The organism is Dehalogenimonas etheniformans (assembly GCF_014672715.2).
Classification (GTDB): Bacteria; Chloroflexota; Dehalococcoidia; order Dehalococcoidales; family Dehalococcoidaceae; genus Dehalogenimonas; species Dehalogenimonas etheniformans.
The window spans coordinates 1,959,278-1,983,238 of record NZ_CP058566.2; the positions used below are offsets into that span (position 1 = coordinate 1,959,278).

The 23,961-nt window shown below is 52.4% G+C and carries 34 protein-coding genes and 1 pseudogene; 22 read left to right on the forward strand and 13 right to left on the reverse strand.

All coding sequences use genetic code 11. The features are described 5' to 3' along the window. Positions 1–28: 28 nt before the first annotated feature. From HX448_RS09800 to HX448_RS09835, 8 genes are all read left to right on the forward strand, one after another. The gene (locus HX448_RS09800; RefSeq protein WP_102331027.1) at positions 29–460 is read left to right on the forward strand and encodes a hypothetical protein; all 432 of its coding nucleotides are present in this window, start codon (positions 29–31) and stop codon (positions 458–460) included. 190 nt (positions 461–650) lie between these two features. Continuing rightward, the gene (locus HX448_RS09805; RefSeq protein ID WP_102331028.1) at positions 651–1,571 is read left to right on the forward strand and encodes a major capsid protein; all 921 of its coding nucleotides are present in this window, start codon (positions 651–653) and stop codon (positions 1,569–1,571) included. A gap of 199 nt (positions 1,572–1,770) precedes the next feature. Continuing rightward, on the forward strand, positions 1,771–2,403 hold the full coding sequence (locus HX448_RS09810) for a phage adaptor protein (protein ID WP_102331029.1): 633 nt from the start codon (positions 1,771–1,773) through the stop codon (positions 2,401–2,403). An 11-nt stretch (positions 2,404–2,414) separates the two neighbouring features. Then, a complete protein-coding gene (locus HX448_RS09815; RefSeq protein WP_102331030.1) occupies positions 2,415–2,660 on the forward strand; it encodes a hypothetical protein in 246 nt (81 codons plus the stop codon). A 149-nt stretch (positions 2,661–2,809) separates the two neighbouring features. Next, positions 2,810–4,582, forward strand: a complete 1,773-nt coding sequence (locus tag HX448_RS09820; RefSeq protein ID WP_102331031.1) for a hypothetical protein — start codon at positions 2,810–2,812, stop codon at positions 4,580–4,582. A 105-nt stretch (positions 4,583–4,687) separates the two neighbouring features. After that, positions 4,688–4,897, forward strand: coding sequence for a hypothetical protein (locus tag HX448_RS09825; RefSeq protein ID WP_102331032.1), 210 nt, complete (start codon positions 4,688–4,690; stop codon positions 4,895–4,897). Positions 4,898–5,178: 281 nt separating this feature from the next. Next, positions 5,179–5,370, forward strand: a complete 192-nt coding sequence (locus HX448_RS09830) for a hypothetical protein (RefSeq protein WP_102331033.1) — start codon at positions 5,179–5,181, stop codon at positions 5,368–5,370. Between the two features lie 432 nt (positions 5,371–5,802). Beyond that, positions 5,803–6,231 (forward strand): hypothetical protein, encoded by a 429-nt coding sequence (locus HX448_RS09835; RefSeq protein WP_102331035.1) that lies wholly within the window; start codon positions 5,803–5,805, stop codon positions 6,229–6,231. Here HX448_RS09835 and HX448_RS09840 read toward each other — a convergent pair. Then, positions 6,220–6,378, reverse strand: a pseudogene (locus tag HX448_RS09840) (DUF2200 family protein); the annotation flags it as partial. The gene HX448_RS09835 and the pseudogene HX448_RS09840 overlap by 12 nt on opposite strands. 110 nt (positions 6,379–6,488) lie before the next feature. On the opposite strand from HX448_RS09840, the gene HX448_RS09845 reads away from it, so the two are divergent. Further along, positions 6,489–7,910, forward strand: coding sequence for a hypothetical protein (locus tag HX448_RS09845; protein ID WP_102331036.1), 1,422 nt, complete (start codon positions 6,489–6,491; stop codon positions 7,908–7,910). 118 nt (positions 7,911–8,028) lie between these two features. Here the strand turns inward: HX448_RS09845 and HX448_RS09850 are convergent, their stop codons facing one another. Beyond that, the gene (locus HX448_RS09850) at positions 8,029–8,379 is read right to left on the reverse strand and encodes a DUF2200 domain-containing protein (protein WP_102331037.1); all 351 of its coding nucleotides are present in this window, start codon (positions 8,377–8,379) and stop codon (positions 8,029–8,031) included. Positions 8,380–8,526: 147 nt separating this feature from the next. Between HX448_RS09850 and HX448_RS09855 the strand changes: the two genes are divergently transcribed. Then, positions 8,527–8,949 carry an iron chaperone gene (locus HX448_RS09855; RefSeq protein WP_102331038.1) on the forward strand — a complete coding sequence of 141 codons (423 nt, stop codon included), beginning with the start codon at positions 8,527–8,529 and terminating at the stop codon, positions 8,947–8,949. Between the two features lie 10 nt (positions 8,950–8,959). Here the strand turns inward: HX448_RS09855 and HX448_RS09860 are convergent, their stop codons facing one another. After that, on the reverse strand, positions 8,960–9,259 hold the full coding sequence (locus HX448_RS09860) for a hypothetical protein (protein ID WP_102331039.1): 300 nt from the start codon (positions 9,257–9,259) through the stop codon (positions 8,960–8,962). A gap of 22 nt (positions 9,260–9,281) precedes the next feature. Continuing rightward, the gene (locus HX448_RS09865; RefSeq protein ID WP_102331040.1) at positions 9,282–9,518 is read right to left on the reverse strand and encodes a hypothetical protein; all 237 of its coding nucleotides are present in this window, start codon (positions 9,516–9,518) and stop codon (positions 9,282–9,284) included. Positions 9,519–9,567: 49 nt separating this feature from the next. Here HX448_RS09865 and HX448_RS09870 point away from each other — a divergent pair, with 49 nt between their 5' ends. From HX448_RS09870 to HX448_RS09880, 3 genes are all read left to right on the forward strand, one after another. Continuing rightward, positions 9,568–10,014, forward strand: coding sequence for a DUF6941 family protein (locus tag HX448_RS09870; RefSeq protein WP_102331041.1), 447 nt, complete (start codon positions 9,568–9,570; stop codon positions 10,012–10,014). Between the two features lie 362 nt (positions 10,015–10,376). After that, entirely contained in the window at positions 10,377–10,910 is a 534-nt protein-coding gene (locus HX448_RS09875) for a hypothetical protein (protein WP_102331042.1), read from the forward strand. Between the two features lie 121 nt (positions 10,911–11,031). Next, a complete protein-coding gene (locus HX448_RS09880; RefSeq protein ID WP_102331043.1) occupies positions 11,032–11,748 on the forward strand; it encodes a peptidase M4 in 717 nt (238 codons plus the stop codon). Between the two features lie 9 nt (positions 11,749–11,757). On the opposite strand, the gene HX448_RS09885 is transcribed toward HX448_RS09880, so the two are convergent. Next, complete coding sequence (locus HX448_RS09885) at positions 11,758–12,204, reverse strand: hypothetical protein (RefSeq protein ID WP_162485944.1); 447 nt, start codon at positions 12,202–12,204, stop codon at positions 11,758–11,760. Positions 12,205–12,379: 175 nt separating this feature from the next. On the opposite strand from HX448_RS09885, the gene HX448_RS09890 reads away from it, so the two are divergent. Continuing rightward, complete coding sequence (locus HX448_RS09890; RefSeq protein ID WP_162485945.1) at positions 12,380–12,949, forward strand: hypothetical protein; 570 nt, start codon at positions 12,380–12,382, stop codon at positions 12,947–12,949. Positions 12,950–13,020: 71 nt separating this feature from the next. Here the strand turns inward: HX448_RS09890 and HX448_RS09895 are convergent, their stop codons facing one another. Continuing rightward, positions 13,021–13,164, reverse strand: coding sequence for a hypothetical protein (locus HX448_RS09895; protein WP_162485946.1), 144 nt, complete (start codon positions 13,162–13,164; stop codon positions 13,021–13,023). Positions 13,165–13,216: 52 nt separating this feature from the next. Further along, positions 13,217–13,615, reverse strand: coding sequence for a nuclear transport factor 2 family protein (locus tag HX448_RS09900; RefSeq protein WP_102331046.1), 399 nt, complete (start codon positions 13,613–13,615; stop codon positions 13,217–13,219). 174 nt (positions 13,616–13,789) lie between these two features. On the opposite strand from HX448_RS09900, the gene HX448_RS09905 reads away from it, so the two are divergent. Beyond that, positions 13,790–14,326 carry a DUF1697 domain-containing protein gene (locus HX448_RS09905; protein ID WP_102331047.1) on the forward strand — a complete coding sequence of 179 codons (537 nt, stop codon included), beginning with the start codon at positions 13,790–13,792 and terminating at the stop codon, positions 14,324–14,326. A gap of 66 nt (positions 14,327–14,392) precedes the next feature. Here HX448_RS09905 and HX448_RS09910 read toward each other — a convergent pair whose 3' ends face one another. Further along, entirely contained in the window at positions 14,393–14,755 is a 363-nt protein-coding gene (locus HX448_RS09910; protein WP_102331048.1) for a carboxypeptidase-like regulatory domain-containing protein, read from the reverse strand. A 206-nt stretch (positions 14,756–14,961) separates the two neighbouring features. Here HX448_RS09910 and HX448_RS09915 point away from each other — a divergent pair, with 206 nt between their 5' ends. The 4 genes from HX448_RS09915 (at position 14,962) to HX448_RS09930 (ending at position 17,286) form a co-directional block, all read left to right on the forward strand. Next, the gene (locus tag HX448_RS09915; RefSeq protein WP_102331049.1) at positions 14,962–15,342 is read left to right on the forward strand and encodes a hypothetical protein; all 381 of its coding nucleotides are present in this window, start codon (positions 14,962–14,964) and stop codon (positions 15,340–15,342) included. Further along, positions 15,339–15,527: a helix-turn-helix transcriptional regulator gene (locus tag HX448_RS09920; protein WP_102331050.1), complete on the forward strand. Its 189-nt coding sequence runs from the start codon at positions 15,339–15,341 to the stop codon at positions 15,525–15,527. Before HX448_RS09915 ends, HX448_RS09920 begins: the two co-directional genes overlap by 4 nt. Before the next feature lie 461 nt (positions 15,528–15,988). Then, positions 15,989–16,717, forward strand: coding sequence for a hypothetical protein (locus HX448_RS09925; RefSeq protein WP_162485947.1), 729 nt, complete (start codon positions 15,989–15,991; stop codon positions 16,715–16,717). A 170-nt stretch (positions 16,718–16,887) separates the two neighbouring features. After that, a complete protein-coding gene (locus tag HX448_RS09930) occupies positions 16,888–17,286 on the forward strand; it encodes an A1S_2505 family phage non-structural protein (RefSeq protein WP_102331052.1) in 399 nt (132 codons plus the stop codon). 44 nt (positions 17,287–17,330) lie between these two features. Here HX448_RS09930 and HX448_RS09935 read toward each other — a convergent pair whose 3' ends face one another. The 3 genes from HX448_RS09935 to HX448_RS09945 all read right to left on the reverse strand — a co-directional run bounded on the left by HX448_RS09935 (position 17,331) and on the right by HX448_RS09945 (position 19,088). Beyond that, the gene (locus HX448_RS09935; protein WP_102331053.1) at positions 17,331–17,849 is read right to left on the reverse strand and encodes a deoxycytidylate deaminase; all 519 of its coding nucleotides are present in this window, start codon (positions 17,847–17,849) and stop codon (positions 17,331–17,333) included. A gap of 14 nt (positions 17,850–17,863) precedes the next feature. Beyond that, on the reverse strand, positions 17,864–18,442 hold the full coding sequence (locus tag HX448_RS09940) for an AAA family ATPase (RefSeq protein WP_102331054.1): 579 nt from the start codon (positions 18,440–18,442) through the stop codon (positions 17,864–17,866). A 130-nt stretch (positions 18,443–18,572) separates the two neighbouring features. Beyond that, positions 18,573–19,088, reverse strand: a complete 516-nt coding sequence (locus HX448_RS09945) for an SRPBCC family protein (protein ID WP_102331113.1) — start codon at positions 19,086–19,088, stop codon at positions 18,573–18,575. Between the two features lie 200 nt (positions 19,089–19,288). Here HX448_RS09945 and HX448_RS09950 point away from each other — a divergent pair, with 200 nt between their 5' ends. Beyond that, complete coding sequence (locus HX448_RS09950; protein WP_102331055.1) at positions 19,289–19,741, forward strand: globin domain-containing protein; 453 nt, start codon at positions 19,289–19,291, stop codon at positions 19,739–19,741. Between the two features lie 102 nt (positions 19,742–19,843). On the opposite strand, the gene HX448_RS09955 is transcribed toward HX448_RS09950, so the two are convergent. Continuing rightward, complete coding sequence (locus HX448_RS09955; protein ID WP_162485948.1) at positions 19,844–20,179, reverse strand: DUF1622 domain-containing protein; 336 nt, start codon at positions 20,177–20,179, stop codon at positions 19,844–19,846. Positions 20,180–20,458: 279 nt separating this feature from the next. Between HX448_RS09955 and HX448_RS09960 the strand changes: the two genes are divergently transcribed. Both HX448_RS09960 and HX448_RS09965 read left to right on the forward strand, forming a co-directional pair. Beyond that, positions 20,459–21,748 carry a LemA family protein gene (locus HX448_RS09960; protein ID WP_226846761.1) on the forward strand — a complete coding sequence of 430 codons (1,290 nt, stop codon included), beginning with the start codon at positions 20,459–20,461 and terminating at the stop codon, positions 21,746–21,748. Positions 21,749–21,957: 209 nt separating this feature from the next. Then, on the forward strand, positions 21,958–22,356 hold the full coding sequence (locus HX448_RS09965) for an NfeD family protein (RefSeq protein ID WP_162485949.1): 399 nt from the start codon (positions 21,958–21,960) through the stop codon (positions 22,354–22,356). On the opposite strand, the gene HX448_RS09970 is transcribed toward HX448_RS09965, so the two are convergent. Beyond that, positions 22,313–23,794, reverse strand: coding sequence for an FAD-binding oxidoreductase (locus tag HX448_RS09970; protein WP_226846763.1), 1,482 nt, complete (start codon positions 23,792–23,794; stop codon positions 22,313–22,315). The genes HX448_RS09965 and HX448_RS09970 overlap by 44 nt on opposite strands. Positions 23,795–23,961: the final 167 nt, after the last annotated feature.

Genomic DNA, 23,961 nt, shown 5'->3' on the forward strand with positions numbered 1-23,961 from the left:
AGCACATTCATATTAGTCAAGGAGAAACATGGAAACCGAACAGGAAATCACAACCGAATGTAGGGACACGGCGTGCCGTGTCCGGGAAAATGAAGCGGCGCCGACACCCGATACCGAGATAACAGCCAAGCTCATCGCCCGGGAGGCGGAGGTGGCGAAACTTTCTCAACAACTCGCCGAGAAAGATGATGTTATCGGGCGGCTGAACGCCAGCCTCAATGCTGCGGTTGCCGCCTATCGAGGAACAACTGTAACTCTGCACCGCGACCTGCCGGAAGAACTCATCGAAGGCGATAGCATTGCCGCCGTCGATGAATCTATCAAGAAAGCGATGTCGCTGGTCGCCCGGGTGAAATCTACGATGGCTACCACCGCCCCGCCCCTCGTCGCCGCAGGGAGGTCACGATCATCCGAGGGATTGTCCACGGTCGACAAGATCATGCTGGGTCTTTCCCATTGAAGACTGATAACGCTTTGGGTGGTGGTGCCCCGGTCTAGAGGTTCCAGCGAGCGGGGTTTGCGAGCTGGAACCTCTTAAAAAACCACCCCTTTCTACCGCGAGCATCGGAAGGGAAGGGGTAGGGGATAGGCACCGCATAATTAAAGCTGACAGCTGATAGCTGACAGCTCTGTAAAGGAGACAACTGAATATGGCAATCACATTAACCGAGGCAGCTAAATTATCCAACGACCTGCTGAAACAGGGCGTCATTGAGACCATCATCAAGGACTCCCCCGTTCTCCGCCGCCTGCCCTTCATCGAGATCACCGGCAACGGCTTGACCTACAACCAGGAGAAAACCCTGCCGGATATCGCCTTCTACGATGTCGGCGACACCTGGACGGAGAGCACGCCGACTTTCGAGCAGAAGACCGCAACTTTGAAGATCATGGGCGGCGACGCCGACGTGGACAACTTCTTGAAAACCACCCGCTCGAACGTCCAGGACCTGCAAACGGCGATCATCCAGCAGAAGGCCAAGGCGCTCAAGGACAAGTTCGAGCAGACTTTCATCTACGGCGATGAGAGCGGCAACGCCAAGGAGTTCGACGGCCTGCGCAAACTGATCGACACCACCACCGCCGGTGCCCAGGTCATCGCCATGGGCGCCGCCGGCGCCACCCTCACCCTGGACAAGCTCGATGAGCTGATCGACGCGGTAAAAGGCGGCAAGCCCGACCTGCTCATCATGAGCCGCCGCACACGGCGCAAGCTTAACTCGCTGCTGCGGGCATCGGGCGCTCTTCTCGAAACCGACCGGGACGCCTTCGGCAATTCCGTCCAGTACTGGAACGGCGTGGCTATCGGCGTCGATGACTGGATGCTGGATACCCACGTCGTAGCTTCGAGCGTTGAGACCGCCACCACCGGCGGCCTGTGCTCCACCATTTACGCCGTGCAGTTGGGTGAAGGGGCCCTTGCCGGCTTGTCCGCGCCGGGCATGGTCCAGGTGGAAAACGTAGGGGCGCTGGAGGACAAGGACGCCAGCCGGACTAGGGTGAAGTGGTACGCATCGTTGGCGCTGTTCTCGTCGGTCAAGGCTGCCGCACTGATAGGGGTGAAGGACTAGTGTTAAACCTCCCCGCCCGAACCCTCCCATTACTGTCTTTGCGAGGACTGCCTGACGGCAGTCCGTGGCAATCGTCCTCGAATAGTACACCTTCTCAACTCCTCTCCCCCAAGGGGAGAGGGTAGGGAGAGGGTGGTTCCCTGAAAACTGAAAACTGATGGCTGACAGCTGATAGCTGAAAGCTAAAAGGAGAAAAACAATGAACCTTACAGAAATGCGCGATATGGTCCGCCGCGACCTTAAAGACACCATACCTGCCAACTACCGCTGGACCGATGACACGCTCGACCGCCACCTCCGCCGCGCTGTTGCCGAGTACTCCTCGGCGGCGCCGCGGCAGATGAAGCAGACCTTCATCTCCACGTTCGGTTCGATGGACCTTGATATCTCATCGCTGGCCGACCGCACCTCGGTCATGGCGGTGGAATACCCCGTCGATCTGAAACCCCGGAAGTTCCGCCCTTTCACCGTCTGGGCTGACCGGCTGACCCTGGAGAACTGCGCTCCGCCGGACGGTGGCGAGATGGCCGTTTACTACGGCATGGCACACACCCTCGACGCCGCCGGCACGACGCTGCCTTCCCAGCATTTCGATCTCATCGCCACCGGCGCCGCATCCTATGCTGCCATCGAATGGGCAGCCTATGCCGTCAACCGGATCAACTCAGGCTCCAACGCGGCCTCGGACTATTTCCGCTGGGGCAAGGAGCGGATGGGCATCTTCCGCGATGAAATCCGGCGGCTGGCGCGGAAGAACTCCTTCCGCAGCGGCAAATTCTTCAAGCCGGTCGAAACGTACATCTGCCCGGCGGAGACGGATTTCTGGAAATAACAAGGAGATTTATGGATTTCTATCGTTTACTCTGGTCTCATCTCGGAGGCCGACCATGGACATATATCCTGCGCGACCTATGGCACAGGTTCGAATGGCTGTGGATCATCGGACTGCTGCTCAGCGGCTATCTTATCGGCCGGAACGGCTTCGACGAACTGTTGGGCTGGCTCATCGCCTTCAACCTCGGCTACGTCGCCGGACACCTTTTCTGGGGCAAGGACTACGTCCCCGGCCAGAAAGCCGATGCCGAATAAAAATCTCGATAAACGTAGCCGTTCGTGGTGAGCTTGTCGAATCCATGAACGACGGTAAGGCCGAAATCTTGTTCACCCTTCGACAGGCTCAGGGCGAACGGAGTTGGTAGAGATGATTATTGGTTGTTTTTTATTCAGAGGAGAAACCGATGCATGAATTGTCACCCTCACTCCTCGCCGCCCAGCAATCGCCCAGCCGGGAGGGATTCGTTTCATTCGTTTTACACAAGCATCCCGCCTGGAAAATACTCTGCACCGGAACCGAAGAAGACTGCCTACACGCCGCGACTTTTGCCGGCGACGGCTCAATCATTCGAGCGAGATTGGGTAACGTGGCCGACTCCCGCAAACTCTACTTCCAGCGTATAGCCGCGCCGGATGAGACCAGCAACTTCTCCGTTTGGACGTACACCGGCGAGTACAATGCCGTAGCCATTGCCGTCGCCACCCTGGGCGCCGAAGTCTCCATCCTGTGGATCAAGAGTGATCGCTCGATTAGGCGCATCAAGTCCACGGACTACGGCGCAACCTTTGGTGCAGCCGAGCTTGTAGACTACTCGCCGACGACGTCCTGCGGCGGCTTGTCCATGGCCTATAAACCGAATGGCGACCTTGTGGTGTTCTACGCCGACCAGGCGACCCTCTATGTCAAAGAAGAGTTAGATAATGTATGGCAACCCAGGACCGCCTGGAACAAGACCACAGACGCTCTCACCGGCATTTCCTGCGCCTATGACGGCGATTTCAACCTGGTAATCACCGGTTGCGATACTTCCGGCAACTGTCGCCTCTGGTCTCTGGTCTACGGCGATGGATCGGCTCTCCCGGCTGGGACGTGGGGTGACCTCAAGGAGATCGCCACCTCACCCGCCGCCGAAGGTTTTGAGTTCTGCTCGGCGTTCCTCGATAAATCAGATGTCTACCACTGCGCCTACGTCGAGAAGTTCACCGGCGACGAGGCATATTCCCGCGTTTACCTGACTTCAACCGTTCCCGGCGCATCTTTCGACGCGTGTCTGTGGACGGAACCTCAGCCGATGGACATCACCGGAGATTACGGCGTATCCATTGCCCATTCCACAGATTCATCGTGGCTTTGTTCAGCCAACTCGGTGCGACGGGCTCCTGTCGATGCTTGCGAGATCGATTTGACCTCCACCCTCATCGCCGCTCGATACGATCTCACCGAGACCGGCGGCAAAGCTGTTATTGAACTGGACAACTCAAATCTAGGCCCGTCTCCCGCCGCCCCCGGCGATGAGGTCATCGTCAGCCCCGGCTACATCACCGACGACGGCGCCGAGACGAGCGAGGGACTGTCATTCACCATCAGCCGCATCGAGAGATCAAACGGCAAGATTCTCATCGAGGCTTCGGACGGCTGGCAGAAACTGAAGGGCTGGCGGGCTAAAAACCTTTTCCGCTGGAACGCATCTGCCTCGATAACCAGCATCAAGGACATCATCGCCTGGGTGGTGGGGAGGGTGGGGCTGCGGCTGGAAGTTGTCTTGGCCTCGGACACTATCGAGACACTCTGCCCGGACTTCTGCTTGAATCCCGGCGCTGATGGTTTTTCGGCGGTCCGGCGCCTGCTATCGATGGTCCCCGACCGGCTCTTCATCGAGGGTAGCGCAGCTTATCTCAAAAATCCGGTTGCCGATGAGGGTCCAGGCTACGCCTACGGCTCTGAACATGGATTCGCTGCTTGCCTGCTTGCTGAATCCAGTATTGTTTCCACCTGCGAGATCGCTACCCCGAACAACTGCGGCCAACAGCTCTATGACGTCATTGAGGTCACCGACGAGGCTTCCGGCCTCTCCGCCGCCCGCTACCGGGTGACTGGCATCGCCCTGGACTACCGGCCTATGAGCGGCAAATACAAGATGAAATTATCACTCTGTCTTTGCGAGGACTTGCCTTGAATAATATCCCCTCGCCCGCTTACGGCGGGAGAGGGCTAGGGTGAGGGTTTGCACAACCATGAAGACTGTCAACTGTTAACTGTCTACTGTCAACTAAGGAGAACAATGAATATCAAACAGGCGTTACTCAAAAGCTTCAATACCGCCACTTTCATCGCCACGGTCCAACTGGTCGGTTCATCCCAGGCTTACCTTGAAAATATCACGGTAGCCCGCAACATTCCGACGGCAGAAATGACCGCGGGGCGTGCGGTGGCTGTCCTTTTCTTCGATGAATTCAGGGCGAACGATGCGGTGGTGGCGGCGGTGTGGTAGTTTTTTAGATTATTGACATCAAGGATTACAATAAAGAAAAGAAGATGAAAATTGTCATTGGAATTCTACTAGGTTGGTTGGTGCTTGATATAGCACTGTTGTTTATTCACCCTTCTTTTCTTAATCAACAAATTTGGTTTTGGACGTTTCACCCTTCGATACCATCCACTGCTTTAGTTATCACGCTTTTAGTACGTGCCGGACGGCCGAAAAAAGTTACCTGAAATCTTTCTTATCTTGGTGTTGTGGAATTGACCCTGGTTTACAATAGAGATTAGAAGATGAAAATTGTCATCGGAATTCTACTGGCTTGGTTGGCTATCATTCTTATCATCGGATTTTCGGGTGTTCCTCTAAAAGCGGGATCCGCGTTTGCCGATATTTGGATGTATTTTGGGCAGCCTCTAATCCCGATCGTCGGTCTGGTTATAGCGGTTGCGGTGAGGGCGCTCCTAGAAAAAAAGTCCGCATAATCTTTTAGTTTAAAGCCACCACATCATTTCATTGGAACAAAGGTTAAAAAAAGATTGAATATGGATATGTTAATGAAACCCCGGGTTATAAGCATCGCCTCAATGGGTATTATTCTGTCCACGTTCGCCTGGGCCTTATTTTCCAATTTGCTAGGATTTAGTAGTGATATTATGGCCTTAACAACTGCGACAATCGGGGTTGGATTGATGGGGTTTGCTAGCTACAGATTGCCGATAAAACCCAAAGTCGAGTATGTAATAATTCTTATTCTCATTTTCACGCTCAGCTACTTTCTGCTGTTTCCAATTTTAGGAACCAATTTTGCCAAATTTATTTGATCAAATCGAGCGAGAAATCTTTTAAAGTGCACATATCCATGCAAGTATTAAAATTTATTTTGCTCCTGGTTTCTGCAAGACGTTGGTGATCAATTGAAAATATCTTCGGTCGTCCTAACCATACTTGGCTTGCTCTCTACATTTTTCTCGTGGGTTGTCGTTAGTTTCAGTGAAAACGACGGTGATATTACCGTCACTGTTCCCACTCCAAATATCTATTACGAGATCGCTTTGGTTGTGATTACCTTGTTGATCATTACGATAGCAATTGGACAATTATCCAAGAAAATGTATCTCTCCAAAATTCAACTAGTGTTTGGATTGTGCACTGGATTATTGACCTTTATTATGATCCAAGAAATCAATTCGCCCTATTTTTATTTAAGCGGACGTTTCCCTTTAGTCTATGCTTTACGTTCCGGTGGATTGTTGGTGTTTCTCGTTAGCTTAATTCAATTTTTAAATGCAAGACAGAAAGAACGAGCTTTGGAACAGGAATCAGGTAAACGATTATCCCCGTAAAATCTTATCCATTGCTCTTCCATTTGCTAACTCATCGACCAGCTTATCCAGATATCGAATCTCCCGCATCGTCGGTTCTTTAATATCCTCAACCCTGATGCCGCAGATCAGATCCTGTATAAGCGTGCGGTAGGGGTTGGGGTGGGGGAGTGATAAAGGAGATTGCTTTCTAAAAAGTATAAATGACACAAGATAAGGAAAATTGACATTAGCTGTATAATGGAAATAACCTGTTGTCTAAGTAAAAGGAGGTCGAAGTGTTCAGAAAAGCTCGTCTGGTTGCTCTCATTTCTTGCGTCCTGGCGGTGACACTCCTTTTACCCTCCTGTCAGCTTGCCGTCGATAAAACCACCACTTCGCCGCCCCCGGCGGACTCTTCCTTACCTCCGCCAACCACGACCAGCTCCGGCCCGCCGGCAGTAGGTTCCCCGGCGGGGGAATTAGCTCCTTTTGATTTGGGTTTAGTATCGAATATAGGGGGGAAGATCGCGGCCGGTATAGCCGGCCCCGCCGCCAGCGCCGCCTTTAGCTGGATAATGAAACAGGCGGGACTGGGCTACCTTATCGAGGACCAGACGACCCAGACTCTGAACCAGATTACCTCGCAGCTAAACCAGCTATCCACCCAGATCGCAGCTTTGCAGCAACAGCTTAATAATGTGGAATACGACACCGTGGCTGCCGAACTCCTGCCCATCGTGAGCAAGATCAAGTCCGCGCATTTGCTGATAGCTTCCCTGGCTGAAGGCAGGAAGGTACCAACCGGGACAACCCTACCTCCTACCCAAAAAACGCCTCTTACCGCGGGCGAGGAGCAGATGATCAAGGACATATTAAACTACATCGGTGGGCCGGACGGACTCTACGTCAACAGGACTGTGATTTCCGACGCCATGACTGGAGATTTGCTGTCGAGCGGCTTGATCGAGAAATGGAGTCGAGTGGTAGCCGGCAAACATCATTTTTTTAACAAGGCCGACTCCGATAACCAGCAGCGAATGTACGGCTACTGGTTAGCCCTTCAGGCGATCCAGGAAGAGTTGATAATCGAATACATGCACTACATGGACTATACGACCACCGCCATCGAGAACGAGTTCATCGAGTACAATAAGGCCAAGGCCGCTCAAAAGGCTAAAATTCCGTGGGAACTGCCGGACAAAGGTTGGCTGGTGGTTCCTTTGGTTCCTAACCCACCTTATATTCCCGCCGGAACCTGCATTATGATCGACGCCCGCACTTTCGCCACCAGGGGCAAGATGACTTACGCCGTAGCGGTCAATACCCTGGCTACTCTCAATAGCGCCGATATCACGCGGAACAACTGGGAGATTCCGGTGGGGGGTTACGATTATAGCCGGCTCGATGGAATTGTAAACGAACCCGGGAACTACCTGAAAGCGATGTTCTGGAACCCGTATCCCACGCTTAGCGTCAATCAATGGATGGTATCGCAGGGCTGGACTGAGATGCCGGTAGACATGTATACCGCGTTCAGCTTCTGGACGTCGGGCCCTCCCGACGTCCGGGTAGCGTATCTGTCTTCGGAGAACAGTGGCAAAGGCGGCGTGAAGGTCGTTGGCGCAGCAGGAGGTGTGGGCATCCCGGAATATACCGGAACACACTATCTCTTGCCGGTGCGCCTGCTGAATCAAAACGAGTTCTACTTTTGCACCTAGTCAGGGAATCCCGGCCTGATAGTTGACCGCCGCAGCTTCGCCTGCGGCGGTTCTTTTAAAGCCATGGTGCTGACTGTCTTTTGACCCGGCGATAAACGGGAAACACCGCGAGTCGCCGTTATTTCCACAAAATCTTCTCCATCGCTTTTCCCTTCGCCAGCTCATCGACCAGTTTGTCCAGATAGCGGATTTCCCGCATTATCGGTTCTTCGATATCCTCCACCCGGATACCGCAGATCAGGCCTTTAATCAGGGTTCGGGAGGGGTTGAGGCGAGGAGCCTTGGCAAAGAAGGTCTCAAGACTAGTGCCGTTTCCGAGTAACGCTTCCAGCTCCGCCTGGCTATAACCGGTCAACCAATGGATGATCTCATCGACTTCCGTCTTTGTCCGTCCCTTTCTCTCGGCCTTGGCAATGTAATGCGGATACACGTTGGCGACAGGCATGGTATAGAGATTGTGTTTGGCCATGGAGATCCCCCTTAATTATCAGGCTTTAATCTACCATGTCGACCGGCGGAGCAAAAGGTACGGGTCAGTTTGACGCAACTCGGGAGCCCGGTTAGAGTTAAACCGGATCCCATTAGGTTTACCGGAAATCATCGCTAGGAGAAGATCATGGCTGAGAAGAAACCTTCGCAAGGATTGTCGGAAGATGAAAAGGCGGCATTGCAAGAGCACTTACAAGAGATTGCAGCAGGCAAGGCGGCAGAGGGCGAAGGCGCCGTGATGGCCAAGATCGCCGAGATGTCGGAACCGGATCGCGCCATGGCCACCCGTGTCCACGCTATTATCATGGCCGCCGGTCCGGGGCTCAAGCCGAGGACGTGGTACGGAATGCCGGCGTATGCCAAAGACGGCAAGGTCGTTTGCTTCTTCCAGAGCGGACTGAAATACAAGGTGAGATATTCGACGTTAGGCTTCCAGGACGCCGCGAACCTCGACGAGGGCAATATGTGGCCCAGCGCCTTCGCCATCAAAAAGCTGACCTCCGCCGAAGAGGCGAGGATCACCGCTTTGGTGAAGAAAGCCGTGAGCTGAGTCGGTCCGGTCAACCCTGATCGATCATCCGGATAAAAGCGCTCAGGACGAATATCGAAAGGCCCAGTCCGACTGTGATCAAAATCCAATCGTACGGTTTTAGTTTGGATCGGGGGATTGGTATCTCCCCTTTGGTATTCATGAACGACTTGATTCCATGAACCATAATTGCGATTCCGGGAATTATCATCAATAACACTGTCAGCCCGATGGCGCCGAGGCTGTCGTTTAATATGAGCCATGCCAATCCGATCACCAGCAGGACTCCGCCGGTAGTAAAGGCTAAGCGCGTTTCCTGGCGTCTATCCATGATTTGTTTGCGGGAAGAAGGGCTACTTTCCGTCTTTGGTCGCCTGGCGCAGGCAGTAGTTGCAGAGCATGATACAGTTGGAAGAGGTCGGCAGACCTTTGGAGTTGAGGGCGTGGTAGTTGGCCGCAGAGGTTCGCCAGAAGGCGGTATCGCATCGCTTGCCGGTGTGAATGCCGCACCCGGACGTGCACTCGCAGGTGGCTTCCGCCCGCTTGTAAACGAACTCCCTGATTTCCCAGGGGAAATCGAGTTCCGGCATAGATTTATCCTGCCCTGATTATAGTCTCCCGGCACCGTAAGTCAACGATTTGTTTTCAAAAATTGTGCCGTTGGTCTACAATTCCCCCGTGGATGAATCCAAACCCTTAAGCCATGTCAAGCCTGTTCTGATCGCCGCCCTGGTGTGCGACGTGGCGGTGAAAGACCCCACCACCGGGAAAATCTCCCTCATCGGTATCTTTGATAAGATTCACGTCAAGCAATTTCCCGCCCAGCGCCCCGTTTCCCTCTATGCCAAGCTCACCGAGGCGGAGGGCAATTACCAGTTCCAGGCTAAATACGTTTTTTCCAACACCGGCGAGACCCTCGCCGAAGCCAAGGGCGAGTTCGCCGCCAAAGAGAAGCTGGGAACCATCGAGCTCAACCTCCAATATCCCCCTCTCCCGATCCCCGGCGAAGGCCGCTACGACTTCCAGATCTGGGTCAACGGCCAATTCCTCGGCCAGACCTTCATCGACGCCGCTATTATGGGTTGATCTGCAACTACGATTGAATATTTGCCGTTGAGTAGAGCAGTGCGTCCACTGTAAACTATCGTGTGTCAACTCGCTTTAAATGTGACCTAAGTCATGTTTAAGAGGCTCAAAAAGCCTTAAAATATCCTGCAAGGTTAAACAGGATAACCGAGACAGACAAGAAATCTCCCATCTCTTCTCAACAAAAACCAAACTGCTTTGGAAAATCCCCGCCATTCGCCACTGAAATTCCCCAATCTCCCTCGATAACTCCTAAGAGTTATCCCCCATTCCGCCAAAAATACCTCTCACGAGGAATACCTTAAATACAGCTTCTAAGTTAGACTTAACATAATCCCTCGCAAGACAAAAATGGAGGAAAAATGAAACGTCAGACTCTAATCACTACCGTCGTCGCCTTGTGTACCCTTTGGATTGGAAGCGCCACAGGTCTTCTATTCCAGCATAACACCCCGGCGACGTCCGTCCTGCCGATCCCTGTTTACTCCGATGCCGCGACCCTGCCGCCGGCTCCGGTCGACGAAGGCAATCTGGCGGCTTTGATCCCGGCCACGACCAATCCGGTGGTAGAACCTTCGGTAACCCCGGTCGTCACGGCTCCTGTGGTGACTCCGGCTCCGGTTCCCGCCACCACTCCCGCTCCTGTACCGACCGTTGTTCCTGATCCGGTCCCGGCGCCTCTTCCGACTACCCCGGTTCCGGCTCCCGTTCCTACTCCTGCTCCATTACCCACTCCTACCCCTGCGCCGATTCCAACTACAACTCCTACCCCGGTACCGACGGTGACTTCGCCGCCTGCCCCAACTCCCGCCCTGCCCGCGGTTCCGACCGGCAGCCTGATCAAGACTCACAAATCCCTGCCGGAATATCAGGGGCTTTGCGTCGCCTGCCACTAGTTAAAACTGAATAGAGAAAAGGAGGCCCGGTGAAAACCAGGCCTCCTTCTTTTTGACCTCGAAAATGTTGGTGTTATTCTTTGGGTGTTAGGGTGCTTTATTGATTCAGGGAGGGTGACAGATGAAAATTCGAGGCGTTTACATCGCGGTTGTCGCGGCTTTAATGATATTCGCCCTGGCCGCTGTGGGGTGTGTGACCAATAATCCTACTACGACAACGGCTCCTCCCGGTACGACCGGCACTGTCGCTCCCCCGATAACCTATTACCCAGGCGGCGGTTACGGTCCGGGCGGGATGATGGGCAACGGCGGCATGATGATCCCGGGAACGGGCATCTACGACCCGAACGCCCAGCGGCTGACCCTGGCCCAGGCCACCGCCATCGCCAATAAGTTCATTACCTCCCGGCCTGATCTGGGCTTCAAACTCGGCGAGGTGATGGAGTTCCAATTCAACTTTTACGTCGATTATATCGAGACAAGCACCGGCATCCACGCCTTCGAATCTCTGGTCGATCCCTACACCGGCGACCTCTACCCCGAACCCGGTCCTTCCGTGATGTGGAACACTAAATACTGCATGATGTCGGGCGTGCTATGGGGCATATCCGCCGGTACCAGCCCGATGTCTCTGACCGCATCTCAGGCGCAGACCACCGCCCAGTCTTTCCTCAACGGTTATTTGCCCGGCTCCAAGGTGTCTGATGCCTCGCAGTTCTACGGCTATTACACCATGGATTTCACGTTAAACGGCAAGACCTACGGCATGCTTTCGGTCAACGGCTACACCGGCCAGGTCTGGTATCATAACTGGCACGGCCTGTACCTGGGACCGTAGCTGTGACTATCAAGGTATGATAGCCGCTTGCGTCACCGTGATCTGGTAACTATAAGCGTCGAGGTGGCCGAACTTGCCGTACTGGAAAAGTCCGGTGATTTCGACGTGGCCGTATTTTTCCGGATACCCTGACGGCGTGTTCGTCTGTTGCATGAGATTTTGATACACTGCCTGTCCCAAGTCCCCAGTTATCCAGATGAGCGGCTGGACCGGAGTGACGTTCGATGGGTCGAATGTGGACTGGACCAGGGCTGAAGCCAGAGCAGAGATCTCGAAGCCAGAAAAATAATAGCCATTTACAGTGACCGCTCTGCTGTTGTACAGGGCTGGATGGTCGATAAGCTCGCTAAAGCTGAACGGGACCGTCTTCGGTGTTCCGGCGCCGCAGCTGGTCGCCATGGCGATCAAAAGCAGCGTGATTCCGACCGGTAACCAGCGTGCCAGGATTGTTTGCATTGCGGTTTTCCTTTTCAAAGTCCCAATAAGGATAACGAAAGACTGCGGCAAAGGTTTGGTCCTTGACATCATCTTTCCTCCAAGGCCTGAGGCTGGGTTCGGGCATTTCCTTTCATCACCACACTCTATGTCTCTTCCCGGTATATAATGGTCAGTATCCTGGTTGAGGGGTTCCATGAACCGGATATTTAAGATCGCGGTTTTATTGTTAGCTTTAGTTCCACTCCTGGCAGGATGTGTTAAAGCATCTCCAGCAGGTACTGAGACAACTCTCCCACCTTCACAGAGTATCTGGTCCAAGCAGGGTACCCGCCCTTACGGCGTCATGGGGTTGCCCATGCCAGTAACTTTGACTGATGAGGACAAGGACAGGTTCTCTTTCGTCGCCAGGATCAGCAGTTCAGTGTTCGAGGTTGAAGCGACATCCTTCCTTTGGGTCGCAATCATCTGGACAAACAGCAGTGTTGTTGACACCGTCTGGGTTTTGGACGAACAGACGGCGCTCAAGGGAATTCCCGCCAACGTCAATCCCAACGCACTATGGTATCCAGGAGTAACCTTAACCCACATCGAAGGCAATATCACCTACCAGATGCAAGTTGCCTATGATTATGACAGTGAGATGATAGTATACTCCAACGGCTCCTATGTCCCGGTTCACTGGGGGCAACCACCCATCACCCTGCCGGTCACGATCACCTCTCTTCCGACCGGAAATTTGCCGACGCAAATATATTACCCATAACTTTCTTTCGAGCTGATGTGATTGGTATCACCGGCTAGGTCGTTGTTCACCAGCTTGACATAAATTGTGTGCTACCCCGCCGCTACCCCGGTGAATGTGTAGGTGGTTCCGGAGACATGCGCCCAGACCCCGAACGGCGGAATGGATGGCTGGCCGGGAGTCGTCGGCGGCTGGACATCGAGGTAAAAAATGAACATGTCCCTTGTTGGCGACATTCGGCTGGCCCTGCTTATCGACGACGTTGAAGTTGCTGACCTGCTGTGTGTGTTAAAACGCGCCGCCCGCATTGGGCATATCCGGGGTGACCTGCTGGGTGACATCCCAGTATTCGACGATCTTTTCTTCATCGAACCGGAACAGGTGGATCTGCCGCAAGCCTCCGGCGCCTGGCTTCGCCTTGTCGTTCAATAGTTGCGTATAGGCTGCCGCCATGTTGCCATCAACCAGGGCATAGCGGACGACAAAGCTGGCATCGGGGTTCTGGGCTCGTCCTTCTTTGTTGGCGGCGGTCATCGCCTTGGTAAGATCCGCCATGCCTCCGGTGATGTAAGGGTTGTGGGTCTTACAGTCCTGAGAGCACAACAGGAGCAACTCGTCGAACTTCTGGGCGGCGATTAATTCAAAGAACTTGTTTACGATTTCGCGTTGTTTTTGTAAACTTGGCATCTCTCGTTCCTCATGTCTAACATTATTCTTCTCACCAATTTTAAACTATTACGCCCCGTGGCAAAATCCGTAAAACTACCTGATAATCTCCAGAAAAGGCACCTATTTTTCGGCAAGCCGGAACGGACGGTTCTCGATGTTTTTCCGGGCGGCTTTTATTGATAAACTGGGGTCATGGAATATGTAGCCCTGTTCAGGGGTCTCAACGCCGGCGGAAAAAGCACAGTTAAAATGGCTGAACTGACCAAGGCTGTTTCGGAACTGGGATATGAAAAGGCGCGCTCGTACCTTCCGAGCGGGAACATCATTTTCGAGACCGATGAAGGTTCAAAGACGGTTACCCGGACGTTGGAAGACCTGGTCCTTGAACACTTCAAAATAGAAACGAAGATAGTCGTCAAAAGCTGCCATCAATTGACCCGGATCGTGGCGGAGATGCCGGGGGAATGGGAGAACCGGAAAGATCTTCGGCGCCGCGTCGTTTTTATCCGGGAGCCTGTCACACCCGATGATGTCCTGCGTGAAGTCGAGACCAGGGAAGGCATAGATTTTATCGAAGCCGGGTCCGGCGTACTGTACATGTCGACTTTAATGACCGCCTTGACCAGGAGCTGGTTTACTCGGCTGATCACCAAACCGATCTACAAGGAACTCACGATCAGGGATTACGGAACCGTCCTGAGGATTCTTGAACTGATGGCCTGCCGTTAATGCCAACCTCATCCGCTTGCGATTAGATCGATCTTCGGCCTTTGACAGTGCCTTGGCCAGAGAATCTTAAGTTGTCGTCGGCGCTCCCGCTACCGGAGTCATTTTCACCGTCAACTTATTGTTGATCGTGGTAATGATGAACGAAACCTCGGCTTGCTCATAGTCAAAAAGGCTTATATAAAATTTGTAGGCGCCGACCTTGATACCGGCGAAGATGACGTTTCCATTGCTGTCCGTAAGACCTGTCAGCTTCAGTTGTCCACCCGGCTGCGATTCCGAGGCTACTTTGGCTCCCTCCAAGGGCGCATTAGACTTTCCGGTGACTGTGATCTTGAAATCGACTTTATCGGGAATTGTCGGTCCCTGCGCGCAAGCTAAAGGGAATAGAGCCAGCAGAATTGCCGTGAGGGCGATAACAATCTTTTTCACCTTGTCAGGCCTCTTTTCAAATTATCTCCTCGCCTAAGTGAAGATCATAAGGCAAGTATAATTGAAATCGGCGCCTTCCTCCACCGCACGGCCGACGCTTCTTTTAACGTTCAACCGAGAATCAAAAGTACCGAAGATGTAAATAAGACTTGACAAATAGTTTATAACGCATTACAATACGCTCGATATCAGGTTGGGGGGAGTTTATGAAGAATCGAGTCACCGATAAAGCAATCTATCTCACAGCCGTCGCCATGGCGATCGCTTGGGTCTTTGCTGCGACGCTGCTGGGAATACTTCACACAAACCTTGCCGTTAGGATCCTGATCGGCATGGTGCCCGTGGCGGTGCTGGTGTACCAGGTCTGGTTGTGTTTCCGCTACACATTGGGGCAAGACGAGGTCCAGAAGAGGATCATCCTTGAGGGTCTATCCATCGCTTTTATGATTGCCCTTCCGGTGATCTTCTTCGTCGGCTTCCTCATGGAGGCTGGTGTCAGCCTGCCGTTCCGGTTCATCGATGCCGGCTACTTTCTGGAAGTGATGCTCGTGATCGGCTACACCATCGCCTGGAGGCACTACCAGTGAAAAACCGACTGCGGGTACTTCGGGCTGAGCGGGACTGGACGCAGGAAGACCTGGCGCAGCGGCTGGGCGTCTCCCGGCAAGCCATTATTGCCATCGAAAAGGAAAAGTACGACCCCAGCCTGCCGCTGGCATTCAAGATGGCTGAACTCTTCGATAGACGCATCGAAGATATTTTCGGATCTTGACTGATCTGACTCATTATCCTTTCCTTTCTTCATTGTGACGTCATTGGCGGCTGTCGATTGCCGGCCTCTGGGTTTCTTCTGGATAACCACCAGAAGTGGAATTTCGACAAATGGGCTGAAAACTGCCGTTTGTTTTTAAATTTTTAACTAAGTGGTAACAACATTCACCATTTTTTGTATGAAATAATGCAAACACAAAAATAAATATATTTGATAATAAATAAACGTATGTCGGTGTTTGTTGACATCATTTTTGATGAAAATTCCATAAATCATTAAAAGTAGTACTTTTGGTTAGGTCAGATAAACTAAATGCATCTTGAAATACACTATTTCGGCGCAAATAATTGGTAGGGTTTTACCAAATATTCCCGGGGATTTCATGAACAGAGGAGGTGGTGCAAATCAATAATCGCCGACGATCCATGGATTGTCATCATTTTGAAAATGGAGGAGAAACGGTGAAAAGGATTTTACTCATGGTTGCCATGGCATTTGTCATGGTACTTTCCGGAGCGCTGGTTGTTTCGGCCGCACCGAAAGGAATTGATTTTAACGGCGCCCACTTCAATCTAAATCTTGTTGGTAAATCCAAGACAATGCCGGGCGATTATAACAATCCCGACCGGCATACAATGTTCGTCCCAACCGATACCTCGGATTTCGAGTTTGATCTGAACACCCCGAACAACTTGGACCAGACTACGATGGCTGGCGTCAAAATCAATATGACCCAGGGTTCTGAATTTGCTGTTCTCGACGGCAATGCCACCGATGGTCAGGGATCCTTCCAGCTTGGCCCCGGCAAGTATCGCGTTTACATTGCGGTCAAGGCCAAAATGCCCAAGACTTCAGGAACTGTTGACATCACTGGATGGGTCCAAGCCTACGACAACCTCGGCCAACTTTGGTATTACATTCCTGTTGGAGACGTTTCAGTTAGCAAAGGTAAGGTGTGGACGGACGCTTCCACTCTTTTCTATGTTAACACTTCCGAGGATCAGTTTGGATTCCTCACTGGCGGCGAATCCAACTACGAACAAGGCTTAGGCATGTGGGTATTTGACTATATGGCTGGACTCGACGCTTGGGTCACCGACGACTATAATTTCTCTGACTTGGCTTACTTCTGGCAATTCCAGAACGATGGTGCCAAATTGATTCAAGTACGTTTCTATCCCGTCAACTAATACCCCACGGTCCCTGAACTATAAAATAATATCGTGTCACAAGGGCTGGCGTAGTACGCCAGCCCTTTCCCTTTCTTTTGGTAGATCGGAATTACATATTTGTTTAAAGGAGTGATATTTTGTAATATTTAGCGTCGCTCGATCGAAAACTGGGAAAGGAAGTTTGGGAAATGGTGCAATACCACACCGACCACACCCTCCCTGCTGATTCGGAGATTTTTGTTTTTGGCAGCAACCTCAAGGGTATTCACACCGCCGGTGCCGCGCTGTTAGCCAGGCAACAGTTTGGCGCGGAACCGGGAATTGGTATGGGACCTACCGGACGATCTTACGCTATCCCCACCGAGACCGGCAGTTTTAAACCCAGGAGCCTCCCCGAAATCGAAAAATCAGTCAACGATTTCATCGAATACGCCGGGAAAAATCCGGCGAAAAAGTTCTTCGTAACCAGGGTAGGTTGCGGATTGGCTGGCTACGAGAACCACCAGATCCTGCCGATGTTCAGGAATTGTCCGCAGAACTGTTCCCTTCCGAAAGAATGGCGAGAAGTCTTCGAGGATATGGCTTAGATAAAAATGCTGGGTTCTATCGAACCAGCATTCTGTAGTTGGCTTTAGTCCAAAAACTCGATGCAAGCCGGCGGCCGGGGTCTTATCTCAACCTCAATGCCGACTTCTTTGAACAGATCGATGAAGGAGTCGTCGGCGTACTTGCCGTAACTCACGAACCGCTTGATTCTGACATTGGCTAGCATCTTGGCGCACAGGATGCAGGGGGTGTGAGTACAGTAGACAGTCGCCCCCTCCAAATTTACCCCGTGCTGCGCCGCCTGGATGATGGCGTTCTGCTCCGCATGGACCGCCCGGCAGATCTCGTGGCGGGTGCCGGAGGGAATGTTTTTCTGATCGCGCAGGCAGCCGAGTTCCAGACAGTCACGGGTACCAGCGGGAGCGCCGTTGTAGCCAGTGGTCAGGATATGCTTGTTTTTGACCGCCACCGCCCCGACATGGTGCCGCCGGCAGGTGCTTCTCTCGGCCACCACTGCCGCGATTTTCAGAAAATATTCATCGATGTTGGGCCGTTTGAGGGCTGTGGATACTGGATTATTTGTAGTATTGGTAGTATTTAACATTGGTAGTATTGATTTCACCCGAATGTGTTATTACCGGCGTTTTCATCGAGTTGGTGCATCAACTGCTCCACCTGCGCCCGCAGTTCCTCGAAACTGCCGCCGTTGACCACCATGTAATCCGCCACGGCGACCGGTCCGGCTTTGGAAACCTTTTCGATCTCTGATTTATCGCGGGAGAATGTCTCTTCCCGTGTCAGGGGCCTCACGGCGCGTGTCGAAAGCCTCTGGGCTCGGGTAGTTGGAGAAGCCCATACCGCCGCCACTGCCAGATTGTCCCCGTAGCGCTCCTTGAGGAACAGGTACTCCTCCCAGGAGTACATCCCGTCGATAACCACCGGCCCTTTTTTCAAAGCTTCATCGATGCGGGGCAAGTTAAGTTTGGCGTAAGCCGCCATCCCCAATTCGGACCTCAGTGCTTCGCGCACGGCGCGCTCGTTAGCCTCGTTGAGTGGCAGTCCGCGCTTTTTAACCTCTTCGTCCGTCACATCGCCGAAACGGATGCGGGTGTAACCGTGACTCTCGAACATTTTCGAGGCGGCGGTCTTGCCGGCGCCGGCCATGCCGACCATGGCGATGATTTTAGGCGTGCTCATTGGGGGACATTATAGGGGGAATCGGGCGGCTGGGACAAACGGGTATTATCCGAAGGTCTACCCAAAATTGTTCGATCAAGTTAATACTAATTTGGTAAAATAAAAGAGGTGGGCTGCCCGCCTCTTTTAATTAGATATGGTCCCGTCTCGTTTCCCTTAATTCTTCTTCTTTTACCAGTTTCTCCAGAATCCCGTCGAGTCGTTCATAGGACTCGATGACGCCCTCCCGCATCCCCGATTGAAGCATGCCGTCCCGGTCGGCGACTGATTGGAACACGGTCTGCTCCGTCACCCTGGAGCGGCCGTCTGGCAGTTCCTCGAATTTAGTCGTCACCAGCGATACGTGTCCGGCCATGTCTTCGAACTCGAATGTATCGATAATGAGTTGGGGCGTTTTTACTTCGTGGTAAACTCCATGAAAACCGAACTCCTCGCCGTTTGGATTAATGTGAGTGAACCGGTAAGAGCCTCCCGGTTTGGCTTCGAGATAAGTGAACGTCATTTCCATATCTCGGGGACCCATCCACTGTACCATAAGCTCCGGGTGTACGGAGCACCTGAAAACGAGTTCCCGGGGGTAATCGAACTCCCTCTCGACGATGACCTCCTGTTTGCCGTGGTCAGCGGTGATGTTTGTGGTAGCCATGTGGGCGACCTCCTTAAAATCCATTCATTTCCAATATTACTACGGCTCTTTTGGAGCTCATAATATTCTGATAGTCGAGGTGATGTTCTGCGCTAAAAATTAAGGGCGTTTGGAGGTGAAAATTCGGTAGTTTTACGGATATATGGAGGTGCCCCGGGGGTCCATGATTGAAATCACCATAAGTTTAGGAGGAGAATGTCATGGCGGAAAAAACATTGTACGAACGTCTCGGCGGAGTGTTTGCCATTGCGGCGGTGGTCAACAAGTTCAGCGACGATATTCTGAAAGATCCGGTTGCCGGACTGAATTCGCCGAATCCCGACCTGAGGGCTTGGGGCACCCACCAGGCGGAGCGGTTGCCCGGTCTAAAATTCATGCGGACGCTGTGGGTCTGTACTGTCGCCGGTGGGCCGTTCAATTACGTTGGAACCCGGCCAGGCGAAACTCAGATGGGTTTGGAAAAAGCCCATTATAACCTTCACATCTCACCTGAGGAGTTCGATGCTGTGGCCAATGTTCTGGCCCGAACGCTCGACTTTTATAAGGTCCCCGCTAAAGAGAAGGGCGAGGTCCTTTCGGCTTTCACCGCTCACAAGCAGGAAGTTAATCTGGGGTACTTCGCGGTTCATACCATGGCCGGGATGAAGCACTGAAGCTGGCATACTCCAGTGTCGGAAAGAAAATATTGCGGCGTGGTTGTGGCTGGGTATGTTCCCGGTCACAGCCAGCCGTTTGGTGTCCCTTTACATCACAGGTTAGTCTGACTTCTGGCTTTTGATTTCATTCTCAAGGACATAGCTCAGGATTGTCCTGATGATTACCAGGCCGCCAAGGATCGCCAGTTGCTCCAGCGTCGGGGTCACGATGGTGCGCATGATGTCCGCGGCTATCAGAAACTCTATTCCCAGGAGCAGATGTGAGCCCAGGGAATAGCGGATCTTTTCAAAATTGAACAGCTTGTCATTTCCAGCTTCGAACTGGCCCCATTCCTCCTGCGCAACTCTGATGATGGCAATAACGACGCCATAAATAATGATGACGCCGGCAATAAGGCTTATCCCTAAACTTATGAATTCAAGAACGTGGGTCAACAGTTCGCGCCTTCCAGGTTGATCTTAATTATTTATACCCCATAACCACCGCAGCTCAAACAGGGCGGTGATGCACTGTTGTCAATTGAGGGATGAGGGACACCAATTCTTGCCAATCCCTACGTTTGTTCTTATATAGCCCCTCCCAGGGAGAAGGATCAGAGGGTGAGGGAGGTTTCCCATCTGGCAATTGGACTGGGGAACCCTTTTTGTTAGTTGATACTTAGGCGTTGTTTGGATTTTGATATTATCTTGAACCGAAAGTGATAATATAACGCCATGCCAAATTCAAATGTCTCGCCCTTCATCCTCATCGGCGCCGCGGTTATCGCCATGGTTTGCCTCGTTGTCGCTTTCCATTTCTACCGCCGCCGTCACCTCATCGATGACACGCCCACTTCGAAGACCCAGGGCGTCTTCATCGGCCTTTCCGAACTCAAGGGTACCGCCGAAAGCGAGACCCCCCTCGAAAGCTACCTCGCTGCCGCCCGCTGCGTCTGGTACAGCTACAGGGTTGAGGAGCACTATGTCCGAACCTCTGTTGATGCCAAAGGCCGTCCGACGACCCACAGCGGTTGGGAGAGCGTCGAAAAAGGCTCGAAAAGCGTTCCCGTGTTCCTCAAAGATGACACCGGCGTTATCCGCGTGTTGCCGGGTGGGGCGGAAGTACACGGCCAGGAGGTATTCAAGAAAGAGGTCAAGCGCGACGATCCGCTTTACTACGGCAAAGGCCCCGACCGTTCGATTTCCGGCTCGACCCACCGGCGGCGCTTTATCGAGGAGGCGATACCGCTTCATACCGGCATTTACGTCATCGGCCAGGCGCGCGTCCGCACTGATGCCGTTGCCGCCGAAATCGCCGCCAGCAAGGGCTCCTTATTCATCGTCTCCGTGCATCCCGAGAAACAGCACAGCGACATCTTCCGAGTATGGTACTGGCTGTGGCTCGGCATAGGGTTGGTTGCGGCGATGGTTGGGGCGGGAGTCTATTTCAGCCAAACCGCAGTTTTTGCCAGTATAGTCGTTCCAGTCGTTTTTGCGGCGTTCATTTATGGCCTGGCTGCATTTATCGGCTGGGTCTGGACTGCCTACAATAGCCTGGTCAACCTCCGGGCGAGAGTGCGCCAGGGTTTCTCCCAGATAGATGTCGAACTCAAACGCCGCGCCGATCTCATTCCCAACCTGGTGGCCGCCGTCGAGGGCTACCGAGCCCACGAAAGCGGACTTCAGCAATTGGCCGCCGAGCTGCGAAACCAACAGACCCTCACCATGGATACCCGGGACGGAGAACTTAAAGGCCTCGCCGCCAGGTTGTCGATCGTTGCTGAAAAATATCCGGATCTCAAGGCCAGCCAGTCATTCCTGGCGTTGCAGACGTCTCTCTCCGAGACCGAACAAAGGCTCGCGCTCGCCCGGGACTATTACAATTCGATCGCCACCTTTTACCGGACTCGCCTCGAGATTTTCCCGGACGGGGTTCTGGGGAGATTGCTCGGTTTCAAACCGATGGCTTTGCTGGAAGCCGCCACCTTTGAAAGGGCTCCGGTTGAGGTGAATCTGGCAGAGTGAAGCTTTTACACCGCGTTTACACGGTAACATGGATCTAATCTTACGATCTAACATTGGGTTCACATTGAGGAGGTTGTGGAAAAACTGGACCAGGCCAACAAAATAACGGCGGCTTGGGAGAGAATACACAACAAGTAGTCAATTCGAACGATGTCAAAGAGCCCTCTTTGCGAAGGCTCTTTGTTTCTCGAACGCTGTATAATCACGCTGTGAAACGGATAAATCCCAGGATCATCATCGCCATAATCGCGTCTTTCCTCGATGAACTGCTACTGGTCGTTGCGGTGGTGTGGATTCTGCCGAAATTCGGGATATCGGTGCCTGTCTGGCTCGTGGTCTTGCTCGCGGTCCTTTTTTTATTCTCCGGAGCCTGGGCTTTCGTGGTGGTGAAGCGAAAACCCAGCCTGGGTTTCGAGAATCAGGTTGGGATTAAAGGGATTGCTGGAACCATTATCGGCAGGAAAAAAGGGCTGGTTAGGATCGGTCGGCAGAATTGGTCGGCACAAACGGGAGGACCTGAAATTCGGCCGGGATGCAAAGTTGTGGTCGTATCGCAGAACGCCCTTATTTTGACCGTTGCGCTGGATGAATCTGACGAACCGGTGTAGGTGAAATATTCGCGTTATTGTGGAAGAAATTCGCAGGGTCATAACGCTTTTTGACTTCCACCAACCGTTCCCAGGTCTTACCGGGATAGGCGTCTCTTATCCTGTCTTTCTCATTAAGCCCAAGAAAATTGACGTACACCGCGGGATTTCCCTGGTCGAGCAACTTTGCGAATGACTCCGCCCATTGTTGGCGCGCTTTTCGTTCATCCTCGGTTCCATAAAAAGCCGCGATATTGGCCATGATAGGAGCTTTCCGGTTGGCATAGGCAGTTTCGTCAATCGGAACCCGGCTCATCGCACCACCGAGAACTCTTAGTTGAAGCGCCCGCATCGGCGCGTCAATCGAATTGAGATGAGCGATGATTTTTGCTAAGTTAAAGTCGATCGTGTTCAAGTGCAGGTTTAACCCAACGGCTTTCGGGTGGTAGCTCTCATCTTCCGGGAAATAGATTTCCTTATACCGCATCGGTTTGACCATATCCACAATAGGTTTAGCGAGCGCGCGAACAGGAGCGATCACTCTTTCACCTTCTTTTGGGTCTCCCGCGTAGACCATCAGCGCTATTACCGAGAGTTTACCGATCTGGTCTTTATCAATACCGGGCATCGGAGGAGTCGGCATAATGTTGATGATCGTCGACAATTCGTCAGGGGCTTTTTGGGCAATATCCACAAAACCCGCAATCACCTCGGCGGTTGCGGGTAAAAACATCATTCCACCATAACATTCGGCAAGATCATGAAGTTGGTACTTGAATTTCGTGACAACGCCAAAGTTGCCGCCACCGCCGCGAATCGCCCAAAAAAGATCAGGATGATTGTCTTTATCTATTCGTAAAATCTTCCCATCAGCAGTCACTATCTCTGCGGCTAATAGGTTATCGATTGTCAGTCCAAATTTTCGAACAAGATATCCAACACCTCCGCCCAGAGTAATTCCGCCCGAGCCTACTGAGCCGGTGTCACCGAATCCAAGTACAAGGTTATGTTTATCAAGTTCATTTGTGACCTCACCTGAGGTGAGTCCGGGCTCCGCCCATGCTGTTTTCAATTCAGTATCGATTTCGAGTTGCCGCATGTCGGTAAAGTCAATCACGATGCTATCGTCGATAACACTATAACCGGCAACGCTATGTCCGCCGCTACGGACTGCCAACTCATAATTGTTTTCTTTGGTAAAAGCGATGGTTTTCTGAACATCTGATGCATCCTTGACTCGAACAATCGCTTTCGGCTTCCTGTCGAATCCGCCGTAGAAAAGTTTCCGGGCTGTATCATAGTCCTGGTTATTCGGGAGAATTACTCTTCCTTTGATAGCTCTGGCAAAATCTTGCAGCATCACTTCGTCCACCCCTTGATATTCGATAATGTTATAGTACTCGCTCTGGCGTTGAAACCCTATATGGATGAGTGAAAACATTGTGAATTCTTGTTTCATCCGCTCAAAACAAAGGATTTTCTATAAAGCTTCCATTTCCTGAATAGTTTTGCTGCGAATATAGTGGTCAACCTCACTTTGTTAGGGAAGAAGCAACCTAAGTCCATTACGCGGCGGAAATGCGGAAAACGCTTGTATCATTAGAACACGTGTGAGTACAGCCGCTG